Here is a 21807-nt window from a genome sequence, read left to right as displayed (position 1 = left end):
ATTTTATTCAGTATCTTCCCGCCTGTAATCAACCCCTGTTTTGGCTTTCAGTTCCGCAAATAAAGCATTTGTTGATTCTGCCACCGGATAATTAGCCGCTATGAATGCCAGGCGCGCCTCTTCTGCTTTTTGATGCACGTCGGGACTTCGAAGAACCTCAACCAAGGTGTGCACCAGTTCATCCGGCTGGTCAAACATAAAATCGCCAAGAGACTCATAATACGGATACGAGCGATTTCCGGACGATTTTCCGATCAGCACAGGCTTTTGAAACAGCATGGCTTCAAGACCGACTGTCGAGGTCTGCGTCACTGCGGCATCAGCATACGGCAGCAAATCATAAAGCTCCAGCTCCTTTTTGATGACTCTGCATGCTTTATGTTTTTTCGCCGCCTCGTGATACAGATCAAGCTTGTTTTTTCCGATTTCCCACGGGTGGGGTTTGATAATGATTTGCAGCTGCTTCTGATTAGAAAGCCCCTGGAGCACACCCGAATAAAAATCTTCTGAAAAGGGCTGAGTGGCAATGAGCACAATTTTTTTAGTCGGCTGAAAAGCAAGTTTTCGATAGAATATGGACATATCCATAGGCGTTCTGTTAAAAATCTGATCGAAGCGGGGATGTCCCGTTACGAGAATCTGCTCGGGTTTACAGCCTTTTCGTATGAACCACTCTGCTTCATACGCACCAAAAACAGCTTGATAGGTTGTAAAAACAGGAATGAAGGCTTCATCTCCCATCAATGCGCCATGCTGAAGACAAATGCTGACGGCCCCTTTTCTTTGACACATGAGAGCGAGCACCCTGCTGTAAATGTCTTCTGCCGTTCCGACAATAACAGCTGAAATCTTTTCCTGCTCAAACAGCGCATCAACTGTATCAATGGCCTCTATAAATAAAGGAATATCTTTGAAAAGCCGGTCGCGAAACGCTTGATCACCAAATGCCGGGTGATCATCATAAGGGGCGAGAAGCGAACAGGCTGTTTCGAGATACTGCTTCGAATCGCCTTTTTGGCATGAATCCGCAATCTCCCGCTTGCTAATTACAGGCAGATCACAATAATGCGGCAAACTCCATCTGGCCAAAACAGCCGTTTTTTCAGGATCAAATTGATAGTAATTTTCGTTTGAAAAACGCAGGTAATCAAAGTGCAAAATGACTTTCCCTTTAACAGGTTTGTCATTTGTTTTAACGATTTTTTGGATTCTTCCTTCAAAAAACGGCTGAATCTGTCCCTCATCGATATGCTGATCCACCGATCCGAATAATTCCGGTTCTTCTTCCATCATCACCCTCAGCTCAGGGCTGATGTATTGATAAAAATTACTGATAAGCCCAAGCGGAATCCCTTTGTAGCGAAGTTTGTCAAAAAGCTCCACGTACTTCCGGTACAGCACCCAATAATTGCTTAAATAGGCCGACAAGCTCTCACCCCATTCCAAGCTTTTTTAATGATTCACGCAGCTCTCGGCAATTTCGCTGCGGAGGAAGGTTCCTGACAAATTCATTTTTTTCTGATTCAAACAGCTGAAAGTGAATCGATTGGTCGGTAATATAATTCAGGTCCAGCTCCTCATCCAGTGGGTAAAACGGATAAAAATGATTGACTCTCCAAAAGAACCGGGCATCTCCTATACGGTAAAACGCCGGGCTTTCATCCCAATAGGAGCCAAACTTCTCCTTTACCTTCTCAAGCACCGAATACCTGTGCATCACCGAGCAATGATCAATTGCGCACGGTGCGTTCCATGTCACTTGAGCGGCAGGCCTGACAGTTTCTTTTACAATGTCGCGATTCTCGTTTAAATGATAGGTTTTGGAGGCTGAGTAAATCACAGCCTTTTCAGGATGGGTATCGAGCTCCCGCACCATTTTCAGGAGGCGGTCCGGCATATAGATGTTGTCATCCGTCGCATAGGTGATATATTCACCCTCCGCCATCTCAATCGCCTGATTGATCAGTGCCGCGTATCTCGTTTTTTCTGTTCTTTCCTTCACTCCAGATATATCGCTTTGATAAAAACGCACTCGGTTATCATTCAAAAAAGGACGGATTACATTCAGCGTCTCTTCATTGGAGTTGTCATCCATAATAAACAATTCAAAATCTGAAAACGTTTGTGAGAGTATGCTAGAAATGGACTTTGCCACATAATCGCTTTTGTTATAGCTCGTCATAATGACTGATACTTTAGGCAAATCCTACACCTCCTTCTTGGAACTTCACACCTGAAACTATCGTTATCTTATGTTGCTTATGCTCAAGTTGCGCTAGGGATACAAACCAATATGCGAAAAGTTTGTGTATGTCTCTGAAAAACAGCGGCTGCCTAGAGCGAAATCTGATCGGTCCGCTGTTCTTTTTCAGCATAATCCAAGCATCAGCCTCATAAGGTGAAAGAGATAAAAATCGCACCAGCGACTAAGATCGTTTTCCATCGGAGGTGAGTCATCGCGGAGCGTTCACCTATACATCCAGAACATGTTTTGAATGGTTTTCATAAAAAGGAGGAACGATATGAAACCGAAAAAAAATCAATATCAGCAAATGCAGGCATTTGATAATATGCAGGGGTATCAGCCTCAGTTTGGCGCCAACCCGTACCCGCAGCAAGGCCAAGGCTCACAAATGCAGCCAATGGGGATGCAGCCAATGATGCCAATGCAGCAGGGACAGCAAGGACAACAAGGACAGCAGGGATTTGGATTCCCGGGCCAGCAGCAGGGCGGCGGTTTTCAAATTCCATCGGGGCCTACACCGTCAGGACCGGGCCAAAGCGTTCCCGGCATGCTGCCTGTTGAGGAATCTTACATCGAGAATATTTTGCGCCTGAATCGGGGAAAAACGGCCACCATTTATATGACATTTGAAAACAGCAAGGAATGGGGCTCGAAGATTTTTCGCGGCGTCATCGAAGCTGCGGGCCGGGATCACATTATTATCAGCGACCCGAAATCAGGAACACGCTACCTGCTCCTGACAATCTACCTCGATTACATTACATTTGATGAAGAAATTGCTTATACGTATCCATATTCCATGGCGTCCTATTCGCCAAGATAAGAAAAAAGCCAATCACTCATATGATGAGGATTGGCTTTTTTGATTATAGATATTTGACGGCTGCGACAACGATCATAATCCAAGAAATAATAAACGCCACACCGCCGAGCGGGGTGATCGCTCCAAGAATGGAGATTTGCGTCACACTTAGAATATATAAGCTTCCGGAAAACAGTACAATTCCCGCAAACATCAGCCATCCGGCTGTCGTGACACTGCCTATGCCGGATAATTTATCAGCCAGAAACGCGACAACGAATAACCCAAGGGCGTGATACATATGATACTGCACGCCTGTGTGCCAAACCTGAAGATATTTATCAGGTATTTTCCCTTCTAATCCGTGAGCGCCGAATGCTCCGAGTCCCACGGCAAGCAGGGCGTTAATAGCCCCTAATATGATAAAAACTTTCATCTATCTCTCCCGCCTTTTCGTTAAACTCATATCATTTATCTTATCGCACCTGCACCAAAATTCAATGTTTGTTCTCCGTTGACACGAGATTGTCGGATTTTCTCCTGCGCCAAAGCTGGAACTGGTCAGCTGCTATTGCAGCAAGCGTCCCTAATACGAGCCCGTTGCTTAATAGAGAAATAAATACCGGATGCAATCCCTTTAACGCAGTTTCAGGAACAAACATGATACCGACCCCTGTCAGCAGTGAGATGCCGATGATAGACCGCACCCTTTTTGATTCTTCTTTCTCATACGAATCAAATTCGGCAAAGGCCAGACCGCCCATTGCGGAGAACACAACAAAATTCACCGCAAATCCAACGGGTGACGGCAGGCTCGCAAACGTATTCATAAAAAACGGGATTACGCTGATCACGATAACCAAAATACTGCCGAGCATAAACGGTTTTTTAGAAGGCATTTTGGTCGTTTCAATAAAACCCGCGGCTCCCGAAATCGGAACAGGCGCAATAGCTCCCGTCAAACCGCTAAGCAGATGGCTGAATGAAGCGGCAAAACCGGCATGGCGTTCATGATGCTTTCCATCAGGCTGTTTGCTGAATTTTTTCACGGCGATGTCCACAACCTTCATGCTCGCCAGCATATTCACAATCAGCAAGATGGTAATAAAAATAGAAGTGATGATCAGGCCGCTGTTAAATAACGGTGTCCCAAAAGGAAACAGGGAAGGCAGCTGAAACAGCCGGTCCGGCATTTCAATCGGCTTTGCCGCTCCGGCAGCCGCAAACAGCACCCACCCGCCGAACAAGGCTAATAAAATAGAATATTGCTTAAAAAACATGATGTTCGAATTTGTCATTATAAAAGCGGCAGCGATCACAACAAGCGCCAGGCCAAATACAAGACCGTCCACCCCGTCCTGTCGATAACCGATTCCGAGAATTCCTTTTATAATGGGCTGACTCAGCTGCATGACAAGAAGCAATAAATAGACGCCCGTTACAACCGGAGTAAACAATTTTGCAAGTCTGTCAATGACCTTGAAAACACTTAACAAAAAGAAACATACAGCGCTTACAAGAAGAGCTCCCTGCAACCCCCGCAGTGTGTCTCCATATGTCGCAAACACAGTTCCCGTCAGCCCTGCGTAGATCGTATACACTCCCCACCACAAGCCGGCTGGGCTTTCATTGATCGGCAGTCTGTGGCCTTTCAAACACTGAATGACGGCGGCAATTCCCAGTACAAAAAAAGTGCTTTGAATCAATCTTGCAGAATCTGAGTGATCCAGATGAAACGACTGGGCAACCGCCACCGGAACAACAATCGCCGCAGCAATAATAAACGCTGTCCATTGCAGCGCGCCAAGAACCAATTTCACGTAAGCTCAACCTCTCTCTTTAAAAATCAAATAAAGACTCTCCGTTTCCATCCTCTTCCTGCTTCTCTTTTTCTTGCTTTCGATATTTGTTTAATCCCGCGCTCCCCATCATTTTTTCCATCATCAGCTGGTCTGTCGATGGCGGCGCGGCGGGACTTGGCGTAACGCTCGGCTGTATGCGGGGCGCGCTCGCGTTCTCCGGCTGATCAAGCACGACATCACACAGAGAACGGACAACCGCTACATAACGCTTCAGCTCCTCATCCCGTTCAGCTGTTTTTGCTTTTTTCAGCTCCTCTTCCATCTTTTGAATTAATGCAGATATATGAATGTTCATGAAGCACCCTCCAAAAAAATAAATGTTGTCTTCCTGCATTTTATCAAATTCCTGCTGTAAACGCAGATATGAGTTTGTTATTTTTTCTGACAAACCTTGCGCGATTGACAAGCAGAAGAGATTTTTCACATAATAAATCACCATACATTACAAAAAGGAGAAACGGAATGAACAGCATCCCCTCTATCATCAGCAAGCATAAAGCCTATTTTGCGGCGGGACATACGAGACCGCTTGAATCGAGACTGAACATTTTGCGAAAGCTGAAACAAGCCGTCAGAACTCATGAAGCCGATCTCATAGCCGCTCTCTACCAGGATCTCCATAAATCCGAGCAAGAAGCATACTCAACAGAAATCGGAATCGTCTTGGAGGAAATCAGCTTTGTCATGAAACGGCTGAGAAAATGGTCCAAGCCGAAACGAGTCAAAACGCCGCTGACTCATCTAGGCTCCAAAAGCATCATCATTCCTGAGCCGTATGGAACCGTTTTGGTGATTGCGCCTTGGAACTATCCCTTGCAACTGGCGCTTTCTCCGTTGATTGGAGCCATTGCGGCGGGGAACACGGTCGTTCTCAAGCCATCAGAATATACGCCGGCTGTTTCCGCTGCACTTTCGGAACTCATCAGCAGCGTTTTTCCGACCGATTATGTCGCTATGGCAGAAGGCGGGCCCGACGTCAGCACAGCATTATTACAGCAGCCCTTTGACTACATTTTCTTTACAGGCAGTGTAGCTGTAGGAAAAATCGTCATGGAGGCCGCCGCCAAACAATTAATTCCCGTAACCTTGGAGCTCGGCGGCAAAAGCCCCTGCATCGTCCATAAAGATGCTGACATTCAGCTTGCCGCCAAACGCATCGTCTTCGGGAAATTTACAAATGCGGGACAAACCTGCATCGCACCGGATTATTTATTTGTACACGAGGACATCAAAACGAAGCTCACAGAAGAAATGAAGCGTGCGATCAGAGAATTTTACGGCCCTAAGCCTGAACGGAATCCACAGTACGGCAAAATCGTCAGTGAGCGCCACTATCAGCGGCTGCTCAGCTTTCTGAATGATGGCATCCCGCTCACAGGCGGACAATCTGATCCCACTCATCACAAAATTGCGCCGACCATTCTCGAACAAGTGAGGGATGACTCTCCAGTGATGCAGGAGGAGATTTTCGGGCCGATTCTTCCGCTCTTTACATACCGTGATATCGGGGAAGTCATTGAAAAAGTCCAATCGCGCCCAAAGCCGCTCGCCCTATATCTCTTCACCACAAACAAAGAAATTGAGCGCGCTGTTTTAGGAAATCTGTCGTTTGGCGGGGGCTGTGTCAATGATACGTTAATGCATGTGGCGACGCCGTATTTGCCATTCGGCGGCGTCGGGGAAAGCGGCATCGGCAGCTATCACGGCTTTGACAGTTTTAACACATTCACGCACAAAAAAAGCGTCGTCAAACAAACGAACCGCTTCGACTTCGCATTTCGTTATCCTTCCTCCAAAAACGGGCTGCGAATGATTCGAAAAATACTCAAATAAAAAAGCGCAGATCACCTGCGCTTTTTACAAATCCTTAATACACCAATCAATCGGCGCCTCACCCATTTTCTCCAAATAGGCATTCGCCCGGGAAAACGGTCTGCTCCCGAAAAATCCGTTTCTCGCCGAAAACGGGCTGGGATGCGTCGATTCAATGATAAAATGCTTGGACGTGTCGATCCGTTCTTTTTTCATTTGAGCATGCCGTCCCCACAAAATAAAGATAACCGGCCGCTCCCTTTCATTCAGCACGTCAATAATTCGGTCCGTCAGTCGCTCCCAGCCTTTTCCCTTATGGGAATTCGCCTGTCCGCGCCTTACTGTCAGCACAGTATTCAGCAAAAGAACGCCTTGCTTTGCCCAGCTCACCAGCGACCCGTGATTCGGGATGCTGCACCCGATGTCCTGCTGCAGCTCAAGAAAGATATTTTTTAACGAAGGCGGCTGCTTTACACCGGGCTTGACAGAGAAGCTTAAACCTTGAGCCTGTCCCGGCCCGTGATACGGATCTTGACCCAAAATGACGACCTTGACATCATCATATGATGTATAATGCAGCGCGTTGAAAATATCCCGGCTGTCCGGATAAATCGTTTGCTCCGCGTATTCCCGCTTCAGCATTTCTCTGAGCTCTTGATAATACGGTTTCTCAAACTCTTCCTTTAGCTGATTCCACCAGCTGTCTTGTAAAAGCTGTTTCAAGATTAGGCCCCCTTACGAACGATGAAGTCTGGAATAGACAGGCTCGCCATCCCAAACCATTTCACTTTTTGCTTCCCGCCTCTTCATCTCAGGCTCTTCAAGCAGGACGGCAAAGTTTTTCGTCGGCAGCTCCCCGAGTCCGTGCTTTTCACTTAAACGATCCAAATATTGCTTCCGCTTGGCGCCAAGGTCAGCAGACTGATTGTCTCCCGCGTCACTGAAGGCATAAATCACGCTGGCGCAAGGGACACGCTTCACCCGGTAATCCTTGGCCGCGCGCAGATAAAAATCCCAATCCCAGTAATTGTGCACATCAGCATCGAAATACCCGATTTCATCATGCAGAAAACGTCTGTACATGCTGCCCGACGGCACGTATGTAGAAAACACTCTCATATCCTCATAGTCAGCGGTATAAGCAAACAATTTCCTTGACACTGGATACCTTGTTCCGTTTTTCTCTTCAAACGAAACTATTTCCGCATCAGAATGAACGAAGTCTGCCGTTTCTATTTCCTTTGCCATTTTTTCGATATGCCCTGGCGTAAAGAAATCATCGTCATCACACAGCATAATGCAATCGCCAGACGCCTCTTTTACACCGGCATTTCTCGCAGCCACATGCCCCGAGTTCTTTTCTAAATTGATGACAGCAATCGGCAGCTCCGGATACAGTGCTTTGACCGGCACGACCGATTCACCGGCATCATTCACAATAATAATTTCATACGGCTTCAAGGTCTGGCGGGAAATCGACTCCAAAAGCTCACACAGAGCCGGAATCCGATTATAGGTCACAATTACGATAGAAATCTTCATGATGCTCTCCTTCTCATTTTCATAGTCATGTACTATTAAAACATATATTGGACGGGAGATCAGTGGGAATATCCTACTGAAACAGGAAAGGAGACCTTGAGAATACCAGATGATTTGCTAAGCCTTCTATATTGTGATACAGAGAAAATCTAACTATAATGAAAGACAAAACATGATGGAGGTTCAAGACATGTCTATGCATAAAGCACTCACCATTGCCGGCTCAGATTCCAGCGGCGGTGCTGGGATTCAAGCTGATTTAAAAACATTTCAAGAAAAAAACGTATACGGGATGACCGCCTTAACGGTGATCGTTGCGATGGACCCAAACAACAGCTGGGACCATCAGGTATTCCCGATCGATACTGATACAATCCGCGCCCAGCTTGCAACAATTACGGACGGCATCGGCGTGGACGCCATGAAAACAGGAATGCTGCCAACCGTTGACATTATCGAGCTTGCGGCAAAAACGATCAAAGAAAAACAATTAAAAAATGTGGTAATTGACCCGGTTATGGTTTGCAAAGGTGCTAATGAAGTCCTTTATCCGGAGCACGCCCAAGCCCTGCGTGAGCAATTGGCTCCGCTAGCCACTGTCATTACGCCCAACTTGTTTGAAGCCAGCCAGCTCAGCGGCATGGATGAACTAAAAACAGTTGACGATATGATCGAAGCCGCGAAAAAAATTCACGCACTCGGCGCTCAATATGTCGTCATTACAGGCGGAGGCAAACTCAAACATGAGAAAGCCGTTGATGTTCTCTATGACGGAGAAACAGCAGAAGTCCTTGAAAGCGAAATGATCGATACGCCTTATACACATGGCGCAGGCTGTACATTCTCAGCAGCCGTGACAGCGGAGCTCGCCAAAGGTGCGGAAGTCAAAGAAGCCATTTACGCAGCGAAAGAATTCATCACAGCGGCTATTAAAGAATCCTTCCCGCTAAACCAGTATGTTGGTCCTACGAAGCATTCTGCACTGCGCCTGAATCAACAATCATAAACAAAAGGGGCTGCCTTACAGAGAGGCAGCCCTTTTTAAATCACCGAAGACTTTTCACAGAAAAAACTGCCGATCCCATCGGCAGCCTGTTTATTTGATTTTTAAATTGTTTGCAGATTTCCTCAAAAATGTTTCTATCGACTGAACAAAAAGTGCATATTCCTTCATTTGTTCATATGCCCGCGTGAGAATTTCCGCCGTTTCACTGTGCGGCGTTGTTCCGCCAAGCATTTTTTTCAGCTGAAGCAGCACATCCTTATATTCTTCTCGCTTATCTTCAACTTGGTTAGCAGCCTTTTCCAAACATTCCGGTGTTATCTTCTGTTCATGTATATTCAAGAAAACAACTCCTTTTACAGAAAAAAATAGTAGGTTATCGTTGAAGAATAGCACAGATGGCTCAGATTTCACATAAGAAAATAGAAGGATTTTCTACATAAGTGTCCAAATTCCGACATTCATTTCAGATTTCCCGGTCGAACTGGCTGTTACTTCATGATTTCCCGGGAAAGGAAAATATCTCGCACTAAAGACCTCTTCTCCGTTATTCATAAAGATTTCCACAGATGACGCGTCCAGAAACATGTGTACGGTATGCAAATCCTTGATTCGGCAATGTCTCGCTTCTGTTCTTTTTCCGTCAAAGCTCTTTCGTTCCAGCGTAACAATCCCCTCGTCTTTATGGAAGGAAAACGTAGCCGTTCCGCGGATACTGATTGAAAAGCCAGACTCCGTATGAATGTCTTCCAGCAGAATCTCAGCTCTTTCAGGTTTTTCCACTGGAAGCGTACCAGATGATCCATGCATATTGATGTGTATTTTTTTCTCATTTCTGCGCATGGCTTTTAGCTCAGGCAGCGGCTGCTGAATCAGCTTCTGGCCTGAAAGCGTCAGCTGTCTCGGCAGCGTCATGCAGTGAATCCAGTGGCAGTCAATGGTCGGATGGGACCCTTCATCCTGATCAGGCACCGCCATCCATGCAAACAAAATCCGCCTTCCCTGATCGTCTTCAAGTGTTTGCGGCGCGTAAAAATCAAAACCTTGATCAAGCTCCGTAAATTCACCATGCTTCAGTTCAGGCTTGTTATAATCGAGACGGCCGACAAAATAACCTGATTGATATACGTTCTGATAACGGAAACCGTCAGCCTCAAGCCCTTGAGGCGAAACAATCAGCACGTCCGATCCTTGAAGGGAAAACAAATCAGGGCATTCCCACATGTATCCAAAATCGTCCAGCCCGTTGAAGCCCGCGCCGGTTATCGGGCCAAGAAATCTCCACTCACTCAGGTTATCAGAAGCAAACAATACAGCCTGCCCTTTCAAATTCTCTGTTTGCGCACCAATCACCATATACCATGTGCCTTCATGCTCCCATACCTTCGGATCGCGAAAATGCGCCGTATATCCTTCCGGAAGGCGGGCGACAACACCCTTTTTCTCAAAGGACAGCCCGTCGTCAGAAACAGCAAGGCATTGATACGTTTCCCGATTTCCATCCTGATCCCTGACATTTCCTGTGTAAAACAGATAGAGCCGATCGTCTTTCGTGACAGCGCTGCCCGAGTAGCAGCCGTTTTTATCAAACCAATCACTCGGAGCCAGCGCAATCTCTTCCCGCTTCCAATTCACAACATCCTGTGTCGTATAATGCCCCCAAAATTTTGCGCCGTGCCCTGTCTGAAACGGCTGCCACTGAAAGAATACATGATAGCTGCCCTTCCAATAAATCACGCCATTCGGGTCATTCAGCAGCCCAACCGGCGGCATGATGTGAAAATGCTGGCGGTACGGATCGCTGTTAGCGATGGGCTCTTTTTTCTCCACTTCTTCATAAGCCCGGCGACGAAGCTCCTGGTCATGTGCTGTCATTTTTTCCTCTCCTCATCCTCATTAATCTTCATGACAAATGCTGCAATGAACGCTGACACTGCTGCAATCGCCATGCCAATCAGATAGTGAATCAAGTTGCTGACGCCAAACGGAGCCGCAATGGCGATCATCGGAATTCCCGTTAACCCGTAAGCGTTTGCAGCTACATGTGTAAAGACGACATATGCTCCACCCAATGCGCCTCCGATCATCGCGGCGATAAACGGTTTTCGGTAGCGAAGATTGACTCCGAATATGACGGGCTCAGTAATGCCGAGAAAAGCGGAAAATGCTGCCGGAAGCGCGATTTCTTTTGTCTTTGCCTTTTTCGCCATAAAGAAGACGGCAAGACCTGCCCCGCCCTGTGCGACATTCGCCATTGACCAGATCGGCAGCAAGTAGTTTTTGCCTATATCTGCAATAAGCCCAGCCTCAATCGCATGGAAGCTATGATGAACGCCTGTCAGCACGATGAGTGAATACGTGCCCCCGAAAATCAGGCCCGCAACAAAACCGGCATGGTCATACACATAAGTTAAAGCAACCGTAATGCCGGAGCCAAGCGCTCTGCCTAGAGGGCCAATCGCGATAAAAGCAACAAACCCGGTGACAATCACAGTAACAAATGGTGTAACAAGCAAATCCACCGCATGTGGAACCACTTTTCTCGTCCATTTCTCTACCTTGCTCATCACATACACCGCAAGCAGGACAGGGATAACAGTTCCCTGGTAGCCGAGAAGAGCGATATCAAATCCGAAAAGATGCATGTAATCAGGTGTCGCTTCCGCCAATCCCCATGGATTTAAAAGATTCGGATGAATCATGATTCCCCCGATGACCGCTCCCAAGTATGGATTGCTGCCAAACTCTTTTGAAGCGCTTACTCCGATTAGAATCGGCAAGAAAATGAATGCTGCACTTGAAAACATATCAAGCAGCTGCAAAAGCGCAGAATCCTTGCTCATCCAATGAAACGCATTGATCATACCCAGCAATCCCATTAATAGGCCGCTGGCTACAATAGCCGGGATGATTGGAACAAAAATATTAGAAAGCGTTTTCGCAAATCTCGCAGCGGGATTCAGCTTTTCTTTTGCCGCATCCTGATGATTTACGTGTTCTTCACGCTCGATATCAGCTTCTTTAGCAAAGGCATCGAATACTTTATTCACAAGGCCTGTTCCGAAAATGATCTGGTACTGGCCAGAGCTGCTGAAAGCCCCTTTGACGCCATCAAGCTCTTCTACTTGTGCTTGATCTATCTTTGATTCATCTTTCATCACTAAACGCAGTCTTGTTGCACAATGAGCCGCGCTGATAATATTTTCTTTCCCTCCGAGAAGCTCAATGAGGCGTTTTGCAGTCTCTTTGTAATCCATCTATTTCTCCCCCTTTTATTTAAACAAAAAAGACCTAAAATTCGCCAACGAATAAAGGACACAGCGATCCTTTTTCATTTACGCAAATTTTAGGTCTTGCCTGCTTTACCAGTCACAATCCCGCTTATTCAGATTAAGAATACGCTTTCATCATAAATCATGACAGCGTTTTCGTCAACTATTTTTTTAGTTAAATAGTTTGATAAAACATGTAGACAAAAATTCGTAAAAATTAATTGTGAAATACTTCACAATATCGTGCTATACTATGCTCAATCATGAAAGAAAGCAGGAAAAGACAATGGAAACTCAAGCATTGCAAAAGGTTGAACAGTATGCTTTGAAAAAACAAAACATATTCGCTTCAAGCAAAATCCGTTATGTGCTTCGGTCCATTTTGGCCAGTATGTTTATTGGTTTTGGCATTACAGCCGCAAGCAAAACAGGCAGCTATTTCTTTATGGCTGATTCTCCGTTTGCCTTTCCGGCAGCCGCTGTCACTTTCGGGGCCGCTATTCTGCTGATTGCTTACGGAGGCGGAGATTTATTTACCGGCAACACCTTTTATTTCACCTATACCGCGCTCCGGAAAAAACTCAGCTGGCGCAACACCCTGTACTTGTGGATGTCAAGCTATGCCGGCAATTTAATCGGCGCCATTCTGTTTGCCATCCTGATCAGCGCGACGGGACTTTTTGAGGAGCCTTCTGTTCATTCCTTTTTGATTCATTTGGCAGAGCACAAAATGGAGCCGCCGGCTTCCGAATTGTTTTTCAGAGGAATGCTGTGCAATTGGCTTGTGTGCCTCGCCTTTTTCATTCCAATGTCTCTCAAAGGGGAAGGAGCAAAGCTTTTTACCATGATGCTTTTCGTTTTCTGCTTCTTTATTTCCGGCTTTGAACACAGCATTGCCAATATGTGCACATTCGCCATCTCGCTTTTGATCGAGCACCCTGATACAGTGACACTGATGGGAGCAGTCAGAAACTTAATCCCCGTTACGCTCGGCAATCTGACCGCGGGAATAGTTATGATGGGCTGGATGTACTACACACTGAATCCTGATCAATAAAAAAACTTCCAGAGATCACTCCCTGCAAGTCAAAGCGGTTATTCCGAGAGATCTTGAAGACGCTGGACATGCAGCGTGATATAGCCGGCCTCGGATTCCGGCAAATGTAATTGATATTCATTTTTCAAAAACTCCGCCAGCTCCAGCGCACATTGATAGGCGAATGAATACTTTTTTTGGATGAAATAAAGCATCTCCTCGTCCATACGATGGAGCGCTTCATTTGATTCCAACCGGCTGACCGCGTATCGCAAATGCGTGACAAGGCGTTGATAGGAAATGCTGTTTTCATCCACCTTTCGATTAAAGTATTGTTCTATTTTCTCTATCATTTCTTTGATCATGGTCGTATGCTTCAGCGCTGAATACATGCTCTCCGCATCCATCTTCGCCGTATGGATGTGAAGGGCAATATAACCCGCTTCATCTTCAGGCAGAGACACGCCCAATGTCTCTTTTACATGTCCGATCGCCCACAGGCCGATCTCATATTCTTTTTTATAGAGCGCCTTTATCTCATGCAGCAATTTATTCTGCACAAGCAGCCCATTTTGAATCCTTTCGATCGCAAAGGACAAATGGTCGGAAAGCGCGATATGAATGTGATCGCTCAGCGGCGCCGCGAGCTCTCCTTCCGCATAGCTGATGATATCCTCAGCTATTTCTATATGCTCCTCCGGCAGTGTTTGCAGGATTTGTTTGAACTTTTCATTCTCGTCGCGCACGACAAAGATCTTTTCCACTTTATTCATAGGGATGAGATCATTTTTCTTTTTTTGAAAAGCGATTCCCGGTCCCATCACGATTTTTTCCTGATCATCCTCTTTTATTAAAGCCGCATTGTTGTTTAATACTTTATAGATTTTCAAGAGGTTATCTCTCCCGCCAATTTGCTTTTGACTGGGATTTTACCTCCTTTTGACCGCCATGTAAAGATGCGGGCCCGCTCTCTCCTGCTTTGGCGATTCCTTGAAGGCTTGCAAACATCTTCTTTTATAAAGCGCGGCGGCTTTCGCTTTCTGCTTTTCTTCCTCATTCACAGCCATCCGCCACTCATAAAACGAAACGAGTCCTGCGGCCTGCACAGCCGCCTTTCTTTGGTATGTACGCTGAGCCGAATAGACCGCGGCAGCCGCAGTTTTTCTGTCCGGCGTCACCCAGTTCATCAAAAAGACCATCCACACCCGTAAAGATACAAGCAAACGTTTCATAGAAAAACATCCCTCCGCTTCTTTTTGGCAGGCAGCCTTTTTAGCAGCCCGTTTTCTCAGCCGCAGCCCGCAAGAAAAGACGGCCGATTTCTTTTCTCGCAAACTAGCGGCTCTAGCAAAACTCATGACTCTATGATAGACCGTGGAAAGAGAATTCTTTGTCACAATATGAGTGAAAAAACCAACTAGTTTTTAGAAGTTTTGTTGAAAGCTGAAAGAATTGAAATGAAAATTGGAGAACCGCTTTGAAAACTTTATACACAAGTTATCCCAAAGATAAGAACAACTTAATCACAAGAGATATCCACATGTCCACAAACTCTATCTATATTTTGTATACGAACGTATATTCCTAACTATATATATACACAGGTTTATTCACTTATACACAGGGTTCTGTGTATAACTCCTTCGTTATACACAAACAAAATCCAATAAATGGTCCAAATGACACAAGGATTTTTTTGAATTTTCAAGAAATATATACTAGATCTTTCACATTTTTTCTAAATACAAAGGGGGAAACACATTGAAAAAGGGGATCATTCGCTTTCTGCTTGTAAGTTTCGTCTTATTTTTTGCGTTATCCACAGGTATTACGGGCGTCCAGGCAGCTCCGGCTTCTTCAAAAACGTCGGCTGATCTGGAAAAAGCCGAGGTATTCGGTGATATCGACATGACGACAAGCAAAAAAACAACCGTTATAGTGGAATTAAAAGAAAAATCCTTGGCAGAAGCGAAGGAAGCGGGAGAAAGCCAATCGAAAAGCAAGCTGAAAACCGCTCGCACCAAAGCAAAAAATAAAGCAATCAAAGCGGTGAAAAACGGAAAAGTAAACCGAGAATATGAGCAGGTATTCTCAGGCTTCTCTATGAAGCTTCCAGCTAATGAGATTCCAAAACTTCTCGCGGTAAAAGACGTTAAGGCAGTGTACCCGAACGTCACATATAAAACAGACAATATAAAGGATAAAGACGTCACAATCTCCGAAGACGCCGTATCTCCGCAAATGGATGACAGTGCGCCTTATATCGGAGCAAACGATGCATGGGATTTAGGCTACACAGGAAAAGGCATCAAGGTGGCGATTATTGACACTGGGGTTGAATACAATCACCCAGATCTGAAGAAAAACTTTGGACAATATAAAGGATACGATTTTGTGGACAATGATTACGATCCAAAAGAAACACCAACAGGCGATCCGAGGGGCGGAGCGACTGACCACGGCACACACGTAGCCGGAACTGTGGCTGCAAACGGAACAATTAAAGGCGTAGCGCCTGATGCCACACTTCTTGCTTATCGTGTGTTAGGGCCTGGCGGAAGCGGCACAACGGAAAACGTCATCGCGGGCGTGGAACGTGCAGTGCAGGACGGGGCAGATGTGATGAACCTGTCTCTCGGAAACTCTTTAAACAACCCGGACTGGGCGACAAGCACAGCGCTTGACTGGGCCATGTCAGAAGGCGTTGTCGCTGTTACCTCAAACGGCAACAGCGGACCGAACGGCTGGACAGTCGGATCGCCGGGCACATCAAGAGAAGCGATTTCTGTCGGTGCGACTCAGCTGCCGCTCAATGAATACGCAGTCACTTTCGGCTCCTACTCTTCAGCAAAAGTGATGGGCTATAACAAAGAGGACGACGTCAAAGCGCTCAATAACAAAGAAGTTGAGCTTGTCGAAGCGGGAATCGGCGAAGAAAAGGATTTTGAAGGGAAAGACCTGACAGGCAAAGTCGCCGTTGTCAAACGAGGCAGCATTGCATTTGTGGATAAAGCGGATAACGCTAAAAAAGCCGGTGCCATCGGCATGGTTGTGTATAACAACCTCTCTGGAGAAATTGAAGCCAATGTGCCAGGCATGTCTGTCCCAACGATTAAGCTTTCATTAGAAGACGGCGAAAAACTCGTCAGCGCCCTGAAAGCTGGTGAGACAAAAACAACATTCAAGTTGACGGTCTCAAAAGCGCTCGGTGAACAAGTGGCTGATTTCTCATCACGCGGCCCTGTTATGGATACGTGGATGATTAAGCCTGATATTTCGGCGCCAGGGGTCAATATCGTGAGCACGATCCCAACACACGATCCTGACCATCCATACGGCTACGGATCAAAACAAGGAACAAGCATGGCATCGCCTCATATTGCCGGAGCGGTTGCCGTTATTAAACAAGCCAAACCAAAGTGGAGCGTTGAACAGATTAAAACCGCCATCATGAATACCGCTGTCACTTTAAAGGATAGCGATGGGGAAGTATATCCGCATAACGCTCAAGGCGCAGGCAGCGCAAGAATCATGAACGCGATCAAAGCCGATTCGCTCGTCTCACCTGGAAGCTATTCATACGGCACGTTCTTGAAGGAAAACGGAAACGAAACAAAAAATGAAACGTTTACGATTGAAAATCAATCTTCCATTAGAAAGTCATACACACTTGAATACTCATTTAATGGCAGCGGCATTTCCACATCCGGCACAAGCCGTGTTGTGATTCCGGCACATCAAACCGGGAAAGCCACTGCAAAAGTAAAGGTCAATACGAAGAAAACAAAAGCTGGCACCTATGAAGGAACGGTTATCGTCAGAGAAGGCGGAAAAACGGTCGCTAAGGTACCTACATTGCTGATTGTGAAAGAGCCCGATTATCCGAGAGTCACATCTGTCTCTGTCAGCGAAGGGTCTGTACAAGGCACCTATCAAATTGAAACCTACCTTCCTGCGGGAGCGGAAGAGCTGGCGTTCCTCGTCTATGACAGCAACCTTGATTTCGCAGGCCAAGCCGGCATTTATAAAAACCAAGATAAAGGTTACCAGTACTTTGACTGGGATGGCACGATTAATGGCGGAACCAAACTTCCGGCCGGAGAGTATTACTTGCTCGCATATGCCGCGAACAAAGGCAAGTCAAGCCAGGTTTTGACCGAAGAACCTTTCACTGTTGAATAAGAAAAAGCCCTGCCGATTCGGCAGGGCTTTTTAAAGATCAGTCAGCAAACGCCTCCTGCAATAATCGATACGATCGGAGCTTATCTTCAAAATGATGCGTGATGGTCACCACCATGATTTCCTCTGTTTCATACGCTTTACTCAAAGCTAGCAGCCGCTCCTTAACCTGTTCTTTCGTACCAACAATCATTCGATTTCGATTATCAGCAATTCGTCTCTGTTCATAAGGAGAATACGTATTTTTCCGAACAGCTTCATACGAAGGAACTCCCTCTAAAGGAATACCCTGCTCTCCCGCCAAAAGTGTAAAATCAAGCACAGCCCCAAGCTCCTCTGCCTTCTCCTCCGTGTCAGCACAAAGAACAAAAACAGCAACTGCCGCTCGGGGCGTATCTCCTAACACAGATGGTTTGAATCGCCTCTTATACTGTCTGACAGTACCCTCTCCGCCCTCTCCATTGATAAAATGGGCAAACATATAGCCAGCGCCAGATTCAGCTGCGAGCAGCGCGCTTTCTCCAGATGAGCCGAGCAGCCACACATCCGGAGCCGTTGAAATATGCGGCGCAGCCGTCAGATTCGGAAAACGGTGTTTATCATCCGCCAAATCATGCAAATACATGGTCAGCTCCTTGATTTGCTGCGGATACTGATCAGCATTGCGCTTACCGCCCTCATTCAGCGCCCATGATGCAATCGGCATTCCCCCCGGTGCTCTGCCAAGCCCCAGGTCAATTCTTCCTGGTGTCAGCCCCTCCAGAACACGAAAGTTTTCAGCAACTTTATAAGCACTGTAATGCGGCAGCATGACTCCTCCTGATCCAACACGGATTCGCTTTGTTTTCGCCGCTATATGACTGATTAGCACCTCAGGACTGGACCCTGCCAGCCGTTTTGAAAAGTGATGCTCAGAAACCCAAAATCTCTTATATCCAAGGTCCTCAGCAGCTTGAGCAAGCGCAACGGTTTGCTGTAAGGCCGTTTCTGCATTGCTGCCCTCTGATACTGGAGATTGATCTAATATACTTAATGAAACCATCCCTACCACCTCATCCTCATCGTATCACTGATCTTCTATTTTTTCTCCAAAGCCGCTCACACTGCTTATCAGTGTTCCCTATCATTCGCCATTTATTTGTGAAAGCCTGTCCCTATTTGTCGGAATATGTTACACGTGAAACATAAAAACCCCTCCAGACGGAGAGGTTTGCTTTAGTTTTTATTAAAGCCCTTTTCTTTCACGTAGTCATTTAAATACGTACGCGGCTTTTGCTTCATAAAGTTCAGTATTTGATCGGACCACGTTTCTTCCCGCTGCCCGTTTGTTCTTTCTCTATAGTAATCAGAAATGGTTTTGTCATACGTATTCATAGTATGACGGAAATCGTCTGTGTTCACATTATACGTATTCTCATGATAAACGGCCTGCTTTGGCAATCTCGGTTTTTTGCCGGAAAGGTTCGCAGGATGGCCTACTGCCAGTCCGAAAAGCGGGAGTACATGGTCAGGCGTTTGCAGCACCTCTGTCACCTTGTCCAGTTCATTCCGAATGCCGCCGATATAGCAAATGCCAAGCCCCATGGATTCAGCGGCAATGCTCATATTTTGCGCTGCCAGCGCCGCATCAATCAAGCTAACCATAAACATTTCTGTATTCTCGAGCAGCTCAGAAATATGTTCACCTTTTTCCTCAGCCAGTTGTTGATGGCGGTACAAATCCGCACAAAATACAAAAAAGTGTCCGTTCTTCTCAACGTAAGGCTGATTCCCAGCAAGCACGGACAGCTCGCGTTTTTTCTCAGGATCAGAAACCCCGATAATCGAATATGCCTGCACATAGCTGGATGTAGACGCAGCCTGCGCACTTTTCACTAATGTATCAATTTCTTCAGCTGTCAAAAGCTGATCAGTAAAAGACCGGATTGACCGATGATTCAAAATGGTTTCGATTGTGTTATTCATCACAAGAACCTCCTTATCACTTTTTATCATATCCGAAAAAAAGTGATCTCAAAAGTGAAATGCTCTGCACAAAAAAAAGACAGCCTCTGTAAAGGCTGTCTGCATATTAAGAATTAAAAAGATAACTTCTGTATTTCGTCAGCTGCACACTTGCATTATATACAATCCCAAATCCGATTAACGTGGAAAGTGTCGAGCTTCCCCCATAGCTGACAAACAGCAGCGGAATCCCGGTAACAGGCATAATGCCGATGTTCATTCCGATATTCTGGAATGTGTGGATCACAATTAACGCCGTATAGCCAACACAAAAGAAAGAAGCGAAACGGTTAAACGGATGTATTTTGTCTATCAGAACAACAAGCCTGTAGATTAAAAAGAAGAACATGATGACAACAATCGCACAGCCTATAAAGCCAAATGACTCACCTATTATAGAAAAGATAAAGTCAGTCGTACTCTCTGGAACATAAACCTTCAAATTAGAAATACCATTACCTAAAATACCACCAGATCCTATTGCCATGATGGCCTGGTCAACTTGCCAGCTGTCATTTGAATCTTCCTGTGTCTCATTTGAAGCAGACACCCAAGAAGTGACCCGCTTAATTTGATAATCCTGTATTCCAACTGATTTAGCAACGTCAGGAAAGTTTATCATTACTAATAAAATTAATGAAATGAGTAAGATACCTGAACCAGCTATGATCGCAATCAATTTCCAATTTATACCTGACATAAAAACCATTACAAGAACGATAAACATACATATTCCCGCAGTCCCAGCATCCTGCATCAGGATAAGACCTACAGGAATAACTGCGACACCCGCAATCTTTAATAACAAGTGGATATCATCCCTAAGCGTCCGAACTCCTTTAGGATTAGCTTTTCCAATAACTGAAGCAAGCATCATAATCAAACCAACCTTCATAAACTCTGACGGCTGTATTGTTATTCTACCGATCCTAAACCAACTTTTTGCCCCTTTAATAACAGGTGCAATAGACTCGGGACTGATTTTAAGAATAATCAAAGATAAAATACCAATGATAAAAATATATAAACTTAACTTTTCAAGCTGTTCTAAATCAAAGTACAAAAGAACTGTAATGGCAACAGCTCCCAAAAAATAAAACACAATTTGCTGAATCCAATCCGTGTTCCCATACTGCCCAAACTGACCGGCAGCATAAATTGATACTACGCTTATAATAAAAAACACACCAAATATAAAAATCAAATCCCCCTGGTAAAAGGGGCTTTGCTGTTTCTTATATCGACTCATTCTATCCCGCCTTACATTTTCATCGGAAAATCACTAATGTTTATTATACATGAACCACGTTCAAGATGACACGTGAAGCTCGCTTCCTTTTATGTTTTTTCAGCATTTGCAGCGCTTTTTCAGCTACACGAAATATGACGTATCATAAACCGAAATGTTTCGATTGACACAAAACTTTTCAAATGAAAAAAACGCCATACCAAAAGAATTTGTTAAAAAACGAATGCGATAATGTGTTATGTTCCCAAATAATGTGATACCTCATATAGAAACAGCTAAAAATTCAGAGCCCCATGCCCATACATTCTCCTAGCATATTGAACGAAAAAAATAAGACGATAGATCCAGTCCATTTCTGCAAAAACACGTATCAATTTCTGGAAAACATGGTATAATAATTGTAACAGAATGTTCAAAAAACAATCACAAAACAGACACAACTCAGTTCCTCTATTTCATTTTTGTAAACGCTATCACAAAATGAAAGGAGACGGGTATGATGGACATGTTTTTTGCTTACTTATTGGTTGCCAGCGCAACGCCTCTCTTTATTTGGCTTGATAACAAAAAAGTCGCACTCTCAGCTATACCGCCAATCATTTTAATGTGGGTATTCTTCTTCTTTTACGCAACAGAAAGCCTTTCTCCACTTGGACACACTCTCATGATTATCTTGTTTGCCGTTAACGTCATTGTCGCTCATATCGCCGCATTTATCATTTACGGCCTTCCGTATCTTCGCAGAAAGCGAAGCAGCTGAAGACAGCAAAAAACCCTCTTCCAATGAAGAGGGTTTTTGTA

21 protein-coding genes are annotated in these 21807 nt (G+C 45.3%); 6 read left to right on the top strand and 15 right to left on the bottom strand.

Annotation, left to right across the window (positions count from 1 at the left end; genetic code table 11):
• Nucleotides 1–3 precede the first annotated feature (3 nt).
• Both BGM23_RS02640 and spsA read right to left on the bottom strand, forming a co-directional pair.
• Nucleotides 4–1428 carry a CDP-glycerol glycerophosphotransferase family protein gene (locus tag BGM23_RS02640; RefSeq protein ID WP_029726213.1) on the bottom strand — a complete coding sequence of 475 codons (1425 nt, stop codon included), beginning with the start codon at nucleotides 1426–1428 and terminating at the stop codon, nucleotides 4–6.
• Nucleotides 1429–1432: 4 nt separating this feature from the next.
• Nucleotides 1433–2203: a spore coat dTDP-glycosyltransferase SpsA gene (spsA, locus tag BGM23_RS02635; protein ID WP_015250957.1), complete on the bottom strand. Its 771-nt coding sequence runs from the start codon at nucleotides 2201–2203 to the stop codon at nucleotides 1433–1435.
• A 319-nt stretch (nucleotides 2204–2522) separates the two neighbouring features.
• Here spsA and gerQ point away from each other — a divergent pair, with 319 nt between their 5' ends.
• The gene (gerQ, locus tag BGM23_RS02625; RefSeq protein ID WP_014481253.1) at nucleotides 2523–3068 is read left to right on the top strand and encodes a spore coat protein GerQ; all 546 of its coding nucleotides are present in this window, start codon (nucleotides 2523–2525) and stop codon (nucleotides 3066–3068) included.
• Nucleotides 3069–3111: 43 nt separating this feature from the next.
• Here the strand turns inward: gerQ and BGM23_RS02620 are convergent, their stop codons facing one another.
• The 3 genes from BGM23_RS02620 to BGM23_RS02610 form a co-directional block, all read right to left on the bottom strand.
• A complete protein-coding gene (locus BGM23_RS02620) occupies nucleotides 3112–3483 on the bottom strand; it encodes a DUF423 domain-containing protein (protein ID WP_003227446.1) in 372 nt (123 codons plus the stop codon).
• A 61-nt stretch (nucleotides 3484–3544) separates the two neighbouring features.
• Nucleotides 3545–4867 carry a purine/pyrimidine permease gene (locus BGM23_RS02615; RefSeq protein ID WP_015384975.1) on the bottom strand — a complete coding sequence of 441 codons (1323 nt, stop codon included), beginning with the start codon at nucleotides 4865–4867 and terminating at the stop codon, nucleotides 3545–3547.
• Between the two features lie 19 nt (nucleotides 4868–4886).
• Nucleotides 4887–5204 (bottom strand): YwdI family protein, encoded by a 318-nt coding sequence (locus BGM23_RS02610; protein WP_003243806.1) that lies wholly within the window; start codon nucleotides 5202–5204, stop codon nucleotides 4887–4889.
• A 167-nt stretch (nucleotides 5205–5371) separates the two neighbouring features.
• On the opposite strand from BGM23_RS02610, the gene BGM23_RS02605 reads away from it, so the two are divergent.
• The gene (locus tag BGM23_RS02605; RefSeq protein WP_046664008.1) at nucleotides 5372–6742 is read left to right on the top strand and encodes an aldehyde dehydrogenase; all 1371 of its coding nucleotides are present in this window, start codon (nucleotides 5372–5374) and stop codon (nucleotides 6740–6742) included.
• 24 nt (nucleotides 6743–6766) lie between these two features.
• Here the strand turns inward: BGM23_RS02605 and BGM23_RS02600 are convergent, their stop codons facing one another.
• Nucleotides 6767–7444, bottom strand: coding sequence for a uracil-DNA glycosylase (locus tag BGM23_RS02600; RefSeq protein WP_014478341.1), 678 nt, complete (start codon nucleotides 7442–7444; stop codon nucleotides 6767–6769).
• A gap of 12 nt (nucleotides 7445–7456) precedes the next feature.
• Nucleotides 7457–8263 (bottom strand): glycosyltransferase family 2 protein, encoded by an 807-nt coding sequence (locus BGM23_RS02595; RefSeq protein WP_015250953.1) that lies wholly within the window; start codon nucleotides 8261–8263, stop codon nucleotides 7457–7459.
• Between the two features lie 190 nt (nucleotides 8264–8453).
• On the opposite strand from BGM23_RS02595, the gene BGM23_RS02590 reads away from it, so the two are divergent.
• Nucleotides 8454–9269, top strand: coding sequence for a bifunctional hydroxymethylpyrimidine kinase/phosphomethylpyrimidine kinase (locus tag BGM23_RS02590; protein WP_014665830.1), 816 nt, complete (start codon nucleotides 8454–8456; stop codon nucleotides 9267–9269).
• Nucleotides 9270–9359: 90 nt separating this feature from the next.
• Here BGM23_RS02590 and BGM23_RS02585 read toward each other — a convergent pair whose 3' ends face one another.
• The 3 genes from BGM23_RS02585 to scrA form a co-directional block, all read right to left on the bottom strand.
• Complete coding sequence (locus BGM23_RS02585) at nucleotides 9360–9608, bottom strand: hypothetical protein (protein ID WP_003243437.1); 249 nt, start codon at nucleotides 9606–9608, stop codon at nucleotides 9360–9362.
• 93 nt (nucleotides 9609–9701) lie between these two features.
• Nucleotides 9702–11141 carry a sucrose-6-phosphate hydrolase gene (sacA, locus tag BGM23_RS02580; protein WP_029726209.1) on the bottom strand — a complete coding sequence of 480 codons (1440 nt, stop codon included), beginning with the start codon at nucleotides 11139–11141 and terminating at the stop codon, nucleotides 9702–9704.
• Nucleotides 11138–12523 (bottom strand): PTS system sucrose transporter subunit IIBC, encoded by a 1386-nt coding sequence (gene scrA / locus BGM23_RS02575; protein WP_029726208.1) that lies wholly within the window; start codon nucleotides 12521–12523, stop codon nucleotides 11138–11140. The genes sacA and scrA overlap by 4 nt, the downstream gene beginning before the upstream one ends.
• Nucleotides 12524–12824: 301 nt before the next feature.
• On the opposite strand from scrA, the gene BGM23_RS02570 reads away from it, so the two are divergent.
• Nucleotides 12825–13595 carry a formate/nitrite transporter family protein gene (locus BGM23_RS02570; protein WP_014481261.1) on the top strand — a complete coding sequence of 257 codons (771 nt, stop codon included), beginning with the start codon at nucleotides 12825–12827 and terminating at the stop codon, nucleotides 13593–13595.
• Between the two features lie 38 nt (nucleotides 13596–13633).
• On the opposite strand, the gene sacT is transcribed toward BGM23_RS02570, so the two are convergent.
• Nucleotides 13634–14464, bottom strand: coding sequence for a sac operon transcriptional antiterminator SacT (gene sacT, locus BGM23_RS02565; protein ID WP_003227423.1), 831 nt, complete (start codon nucleotides 14462–14464; stop codon nucleotides 13634–13636).
• A 39-nt stretch (nucleotides 14465–14503) separates the two neighbouring features.
• On the bottom strand, nucleotides 14504–14806 hold the full coding sequence (locus tag BGM23_RS02560) for a hypothetical protein (RefSeq protein WP_003222155.1): 303 nt from the start codon (nucleotides 14804–14806) through the stop codon (nucleotides 14504–14506).
• Between the two features lie 529 nt (nucleotides 14807–15335).
• Here BGM23_RS02560 and vpr point away from each other — a divergent pair.
• The gene (gene vpr / locus BGM23_RS02555) at nucleotides 15336–17756 is read left to right on the top strand and encodes a serine protease Vpr (protein ID WP_029726207.1); all 2421 of its coding nucleotides are present in this window, start codon (nucleotides 15336–15338) and stop codon (nucleotides 17754–17756) included.
• Between the two features lie 37 nt (nucleotides 17757–17793).
• On the opposite strand, the gene BGM23_RS02550 is transcribed toward vpr, so the two are convergent.
• From BGM23_RS02550 to rodA, 3 genes are all read right to left on the bottom strand, one after another.
• Nucleotides 17794–18795, bottom strand: a complete 1002-nt coding sequence (locus BGM23_RS02550; RefSeq protein ID WP_029726206.1) for an LLM class flavin-dependent oxidoreductase — start codon at nucleotides 18793–18795, stop codon at nucleotides 17794–17796.
• A gap of 173 nt (nucleotides 18796–18968) precedes the next feature.
• Nucleotides 18969–19718 carry an oxygen-insensitive NADPH nitroreductase gene (gene nfsA / locus BGM23_RS02545; RefSeq protein ID WP_014478349.1) on the bottom strand — a complete coding sequence of 250 codons (750 nt, stop codon included), beginning with the start codon at nucleotides 19716–19718 and terminating at the stop codon, nucleotides 18969–18971.
• A 106-nt stretch (nucleotides 19719–19824) separates the two neighbouring features.
• Nucleotides 19825–21006 carry a cell shape-determining peptidoglycan glycosyltransferase RodA gene (gene rodA / locus BGM23_RS02540; RefSeq protein WP_015250943.1) on the bottom strand — a complete coding sequence of 394 codons (1182 nt, stop codon included), beginning with the start codon at nucleotides 21004–21006 and terminating at the stop codon, nucleotides 19825–19827.
• A 496-nt stretch (nucleotides 21007–21502) separates the two neighbouring features.
• On the opposite strand from rodA, the gene ywcE reads away from it, so the two are divergent.
• Nucleotides 21503–21766, top strand: a complete 264-nt coding sequence (ywcE, locus tag BGM23_RS02535) for a spore morphogenesis/germination protein YwcE (RefSeq protein ID WP_003227411.1) — start codon at nucleotides 21503–21505, stop codon at nucleotides 21764–21766.
• Nucleotides 21767–21807 lie beyond the last annotated feature (41 nt).

Origin of the sequence: Bacillus sp. FJAT-14266 (assembly GCF_001719225.1) — a bacterium.
Taxonomy (GTDB): domain Bacteria; phylum Bacillota; class Bacilli; order Bacillales; family Bacillaceae; genus Bacillus; species Bacillus subtilis.
This window is presented reverse-complemented; position numbering and strand designations above follow the sequence as displayed.

What these genes read in the sequence shown, in the direction of transcription:
- gerQ (WP_014481253.1), top strand. Translation starts at nt 2,523, where the DNA reads ATGAAACCGAAAAAAAATCAATATCAGCAAATGCAGGCATTTGATAAT.
- BGM23_RS02620 (WP_003227446.1), bottom strand. Translation starts at nt 3,483, where the DNA reads ATGAAAGTTTTTATCATATTAGGGGCTATTAACGCCCTGCTTGCCGTG.
- BGM23_RS02610 (WP_003243806.1), bottom strand. Translation starts at nt 5,204, where the DNA reads ATGAACATTCATATATCTGCATTAATTCAAAAGATGGAAGAGGAGCTG.
- BGM23_RS02605 (WP_046664008.1), top strand. Translation starts at nt 5,372, where the DNA reads ATGAACAGCATCCCCTCTATCATCAGCAAGCATAAAGCCTATTTTGCG.
- BGM23_RS02595 (WP_015250953.1), bottom strand. Translation starts at nt 8,263, where the DNA reads ATGAAGATTTCTATCGTAATTGTGACCTATAATCGGATTCCGGCTCTG.
- BGM23_RS02590 (WP_014665830.1), top strand. Translation starts at nt 8,454, where the DNA reads ATGTCTATGCATAAAGCACTCACCATTGCCGGCTCAGATTCCAGCGGC.
- sacA (WP_029726209.1), bottom strand. Translation starts at nt 11,141, where the DNA reads ATGACAGCACATGACCAGGAGCTTCGTCGCCGGGCTTATGAAGAAGTG.
- scrA (WP_029726208.1), bottom strand. Translation starts at nt 12,523, where the DNA reads ATGGATTACAAAGAGACTGCAAAACGCCTCATTGAGCTTCTCGGAGGG.
- BGM23_RS02570 (WP_014481261.1), top strand. Translation starts at nt 12,825, where the DNA reads ATGGAAACTCAAGCATTGCAAAAGGTTGAACAGTATGCTTTGAAAAAA.
- BGM23_RS02560 (WP_003222155.1), bottom strand. Translation starts at nt 14,806, where the DNA reads ATGAAACGTTTGCTTGTATCTTTACGGGTGTGGATGGTCTTTTTGATG.
- BGM23_RS02550 (WP_029726206.1), bottom strand. Translation starts at nt 18,795, where the DNA reads ATGGTTTCATTAAGTATATTAGATCAATCTCCAGTATCAGAGGGCAGC.
- nfsA (WP_014478349.1), bottom strand. Translation starts at nt 19,718, where the DNA reads ATGAATAACACAATCGAAACCATTTTGAATCATCGGTCAATCCGGTCT.
- rodA (WP_015250943.1), bottom strand. Translation starts at nt 21,006, where the DNA reads ATGAGTCGATATAAGAAACAGCAAAGCCCCTTTTACCAGGGGGATTTG.
- ywcE (WP_003227411.1), top strand. Translation starts at nt 21,503, where the DNA reads ATGATGGACATGTTTTTTGCTTACTTATTGGTTGCCAGCGCAACGCCT.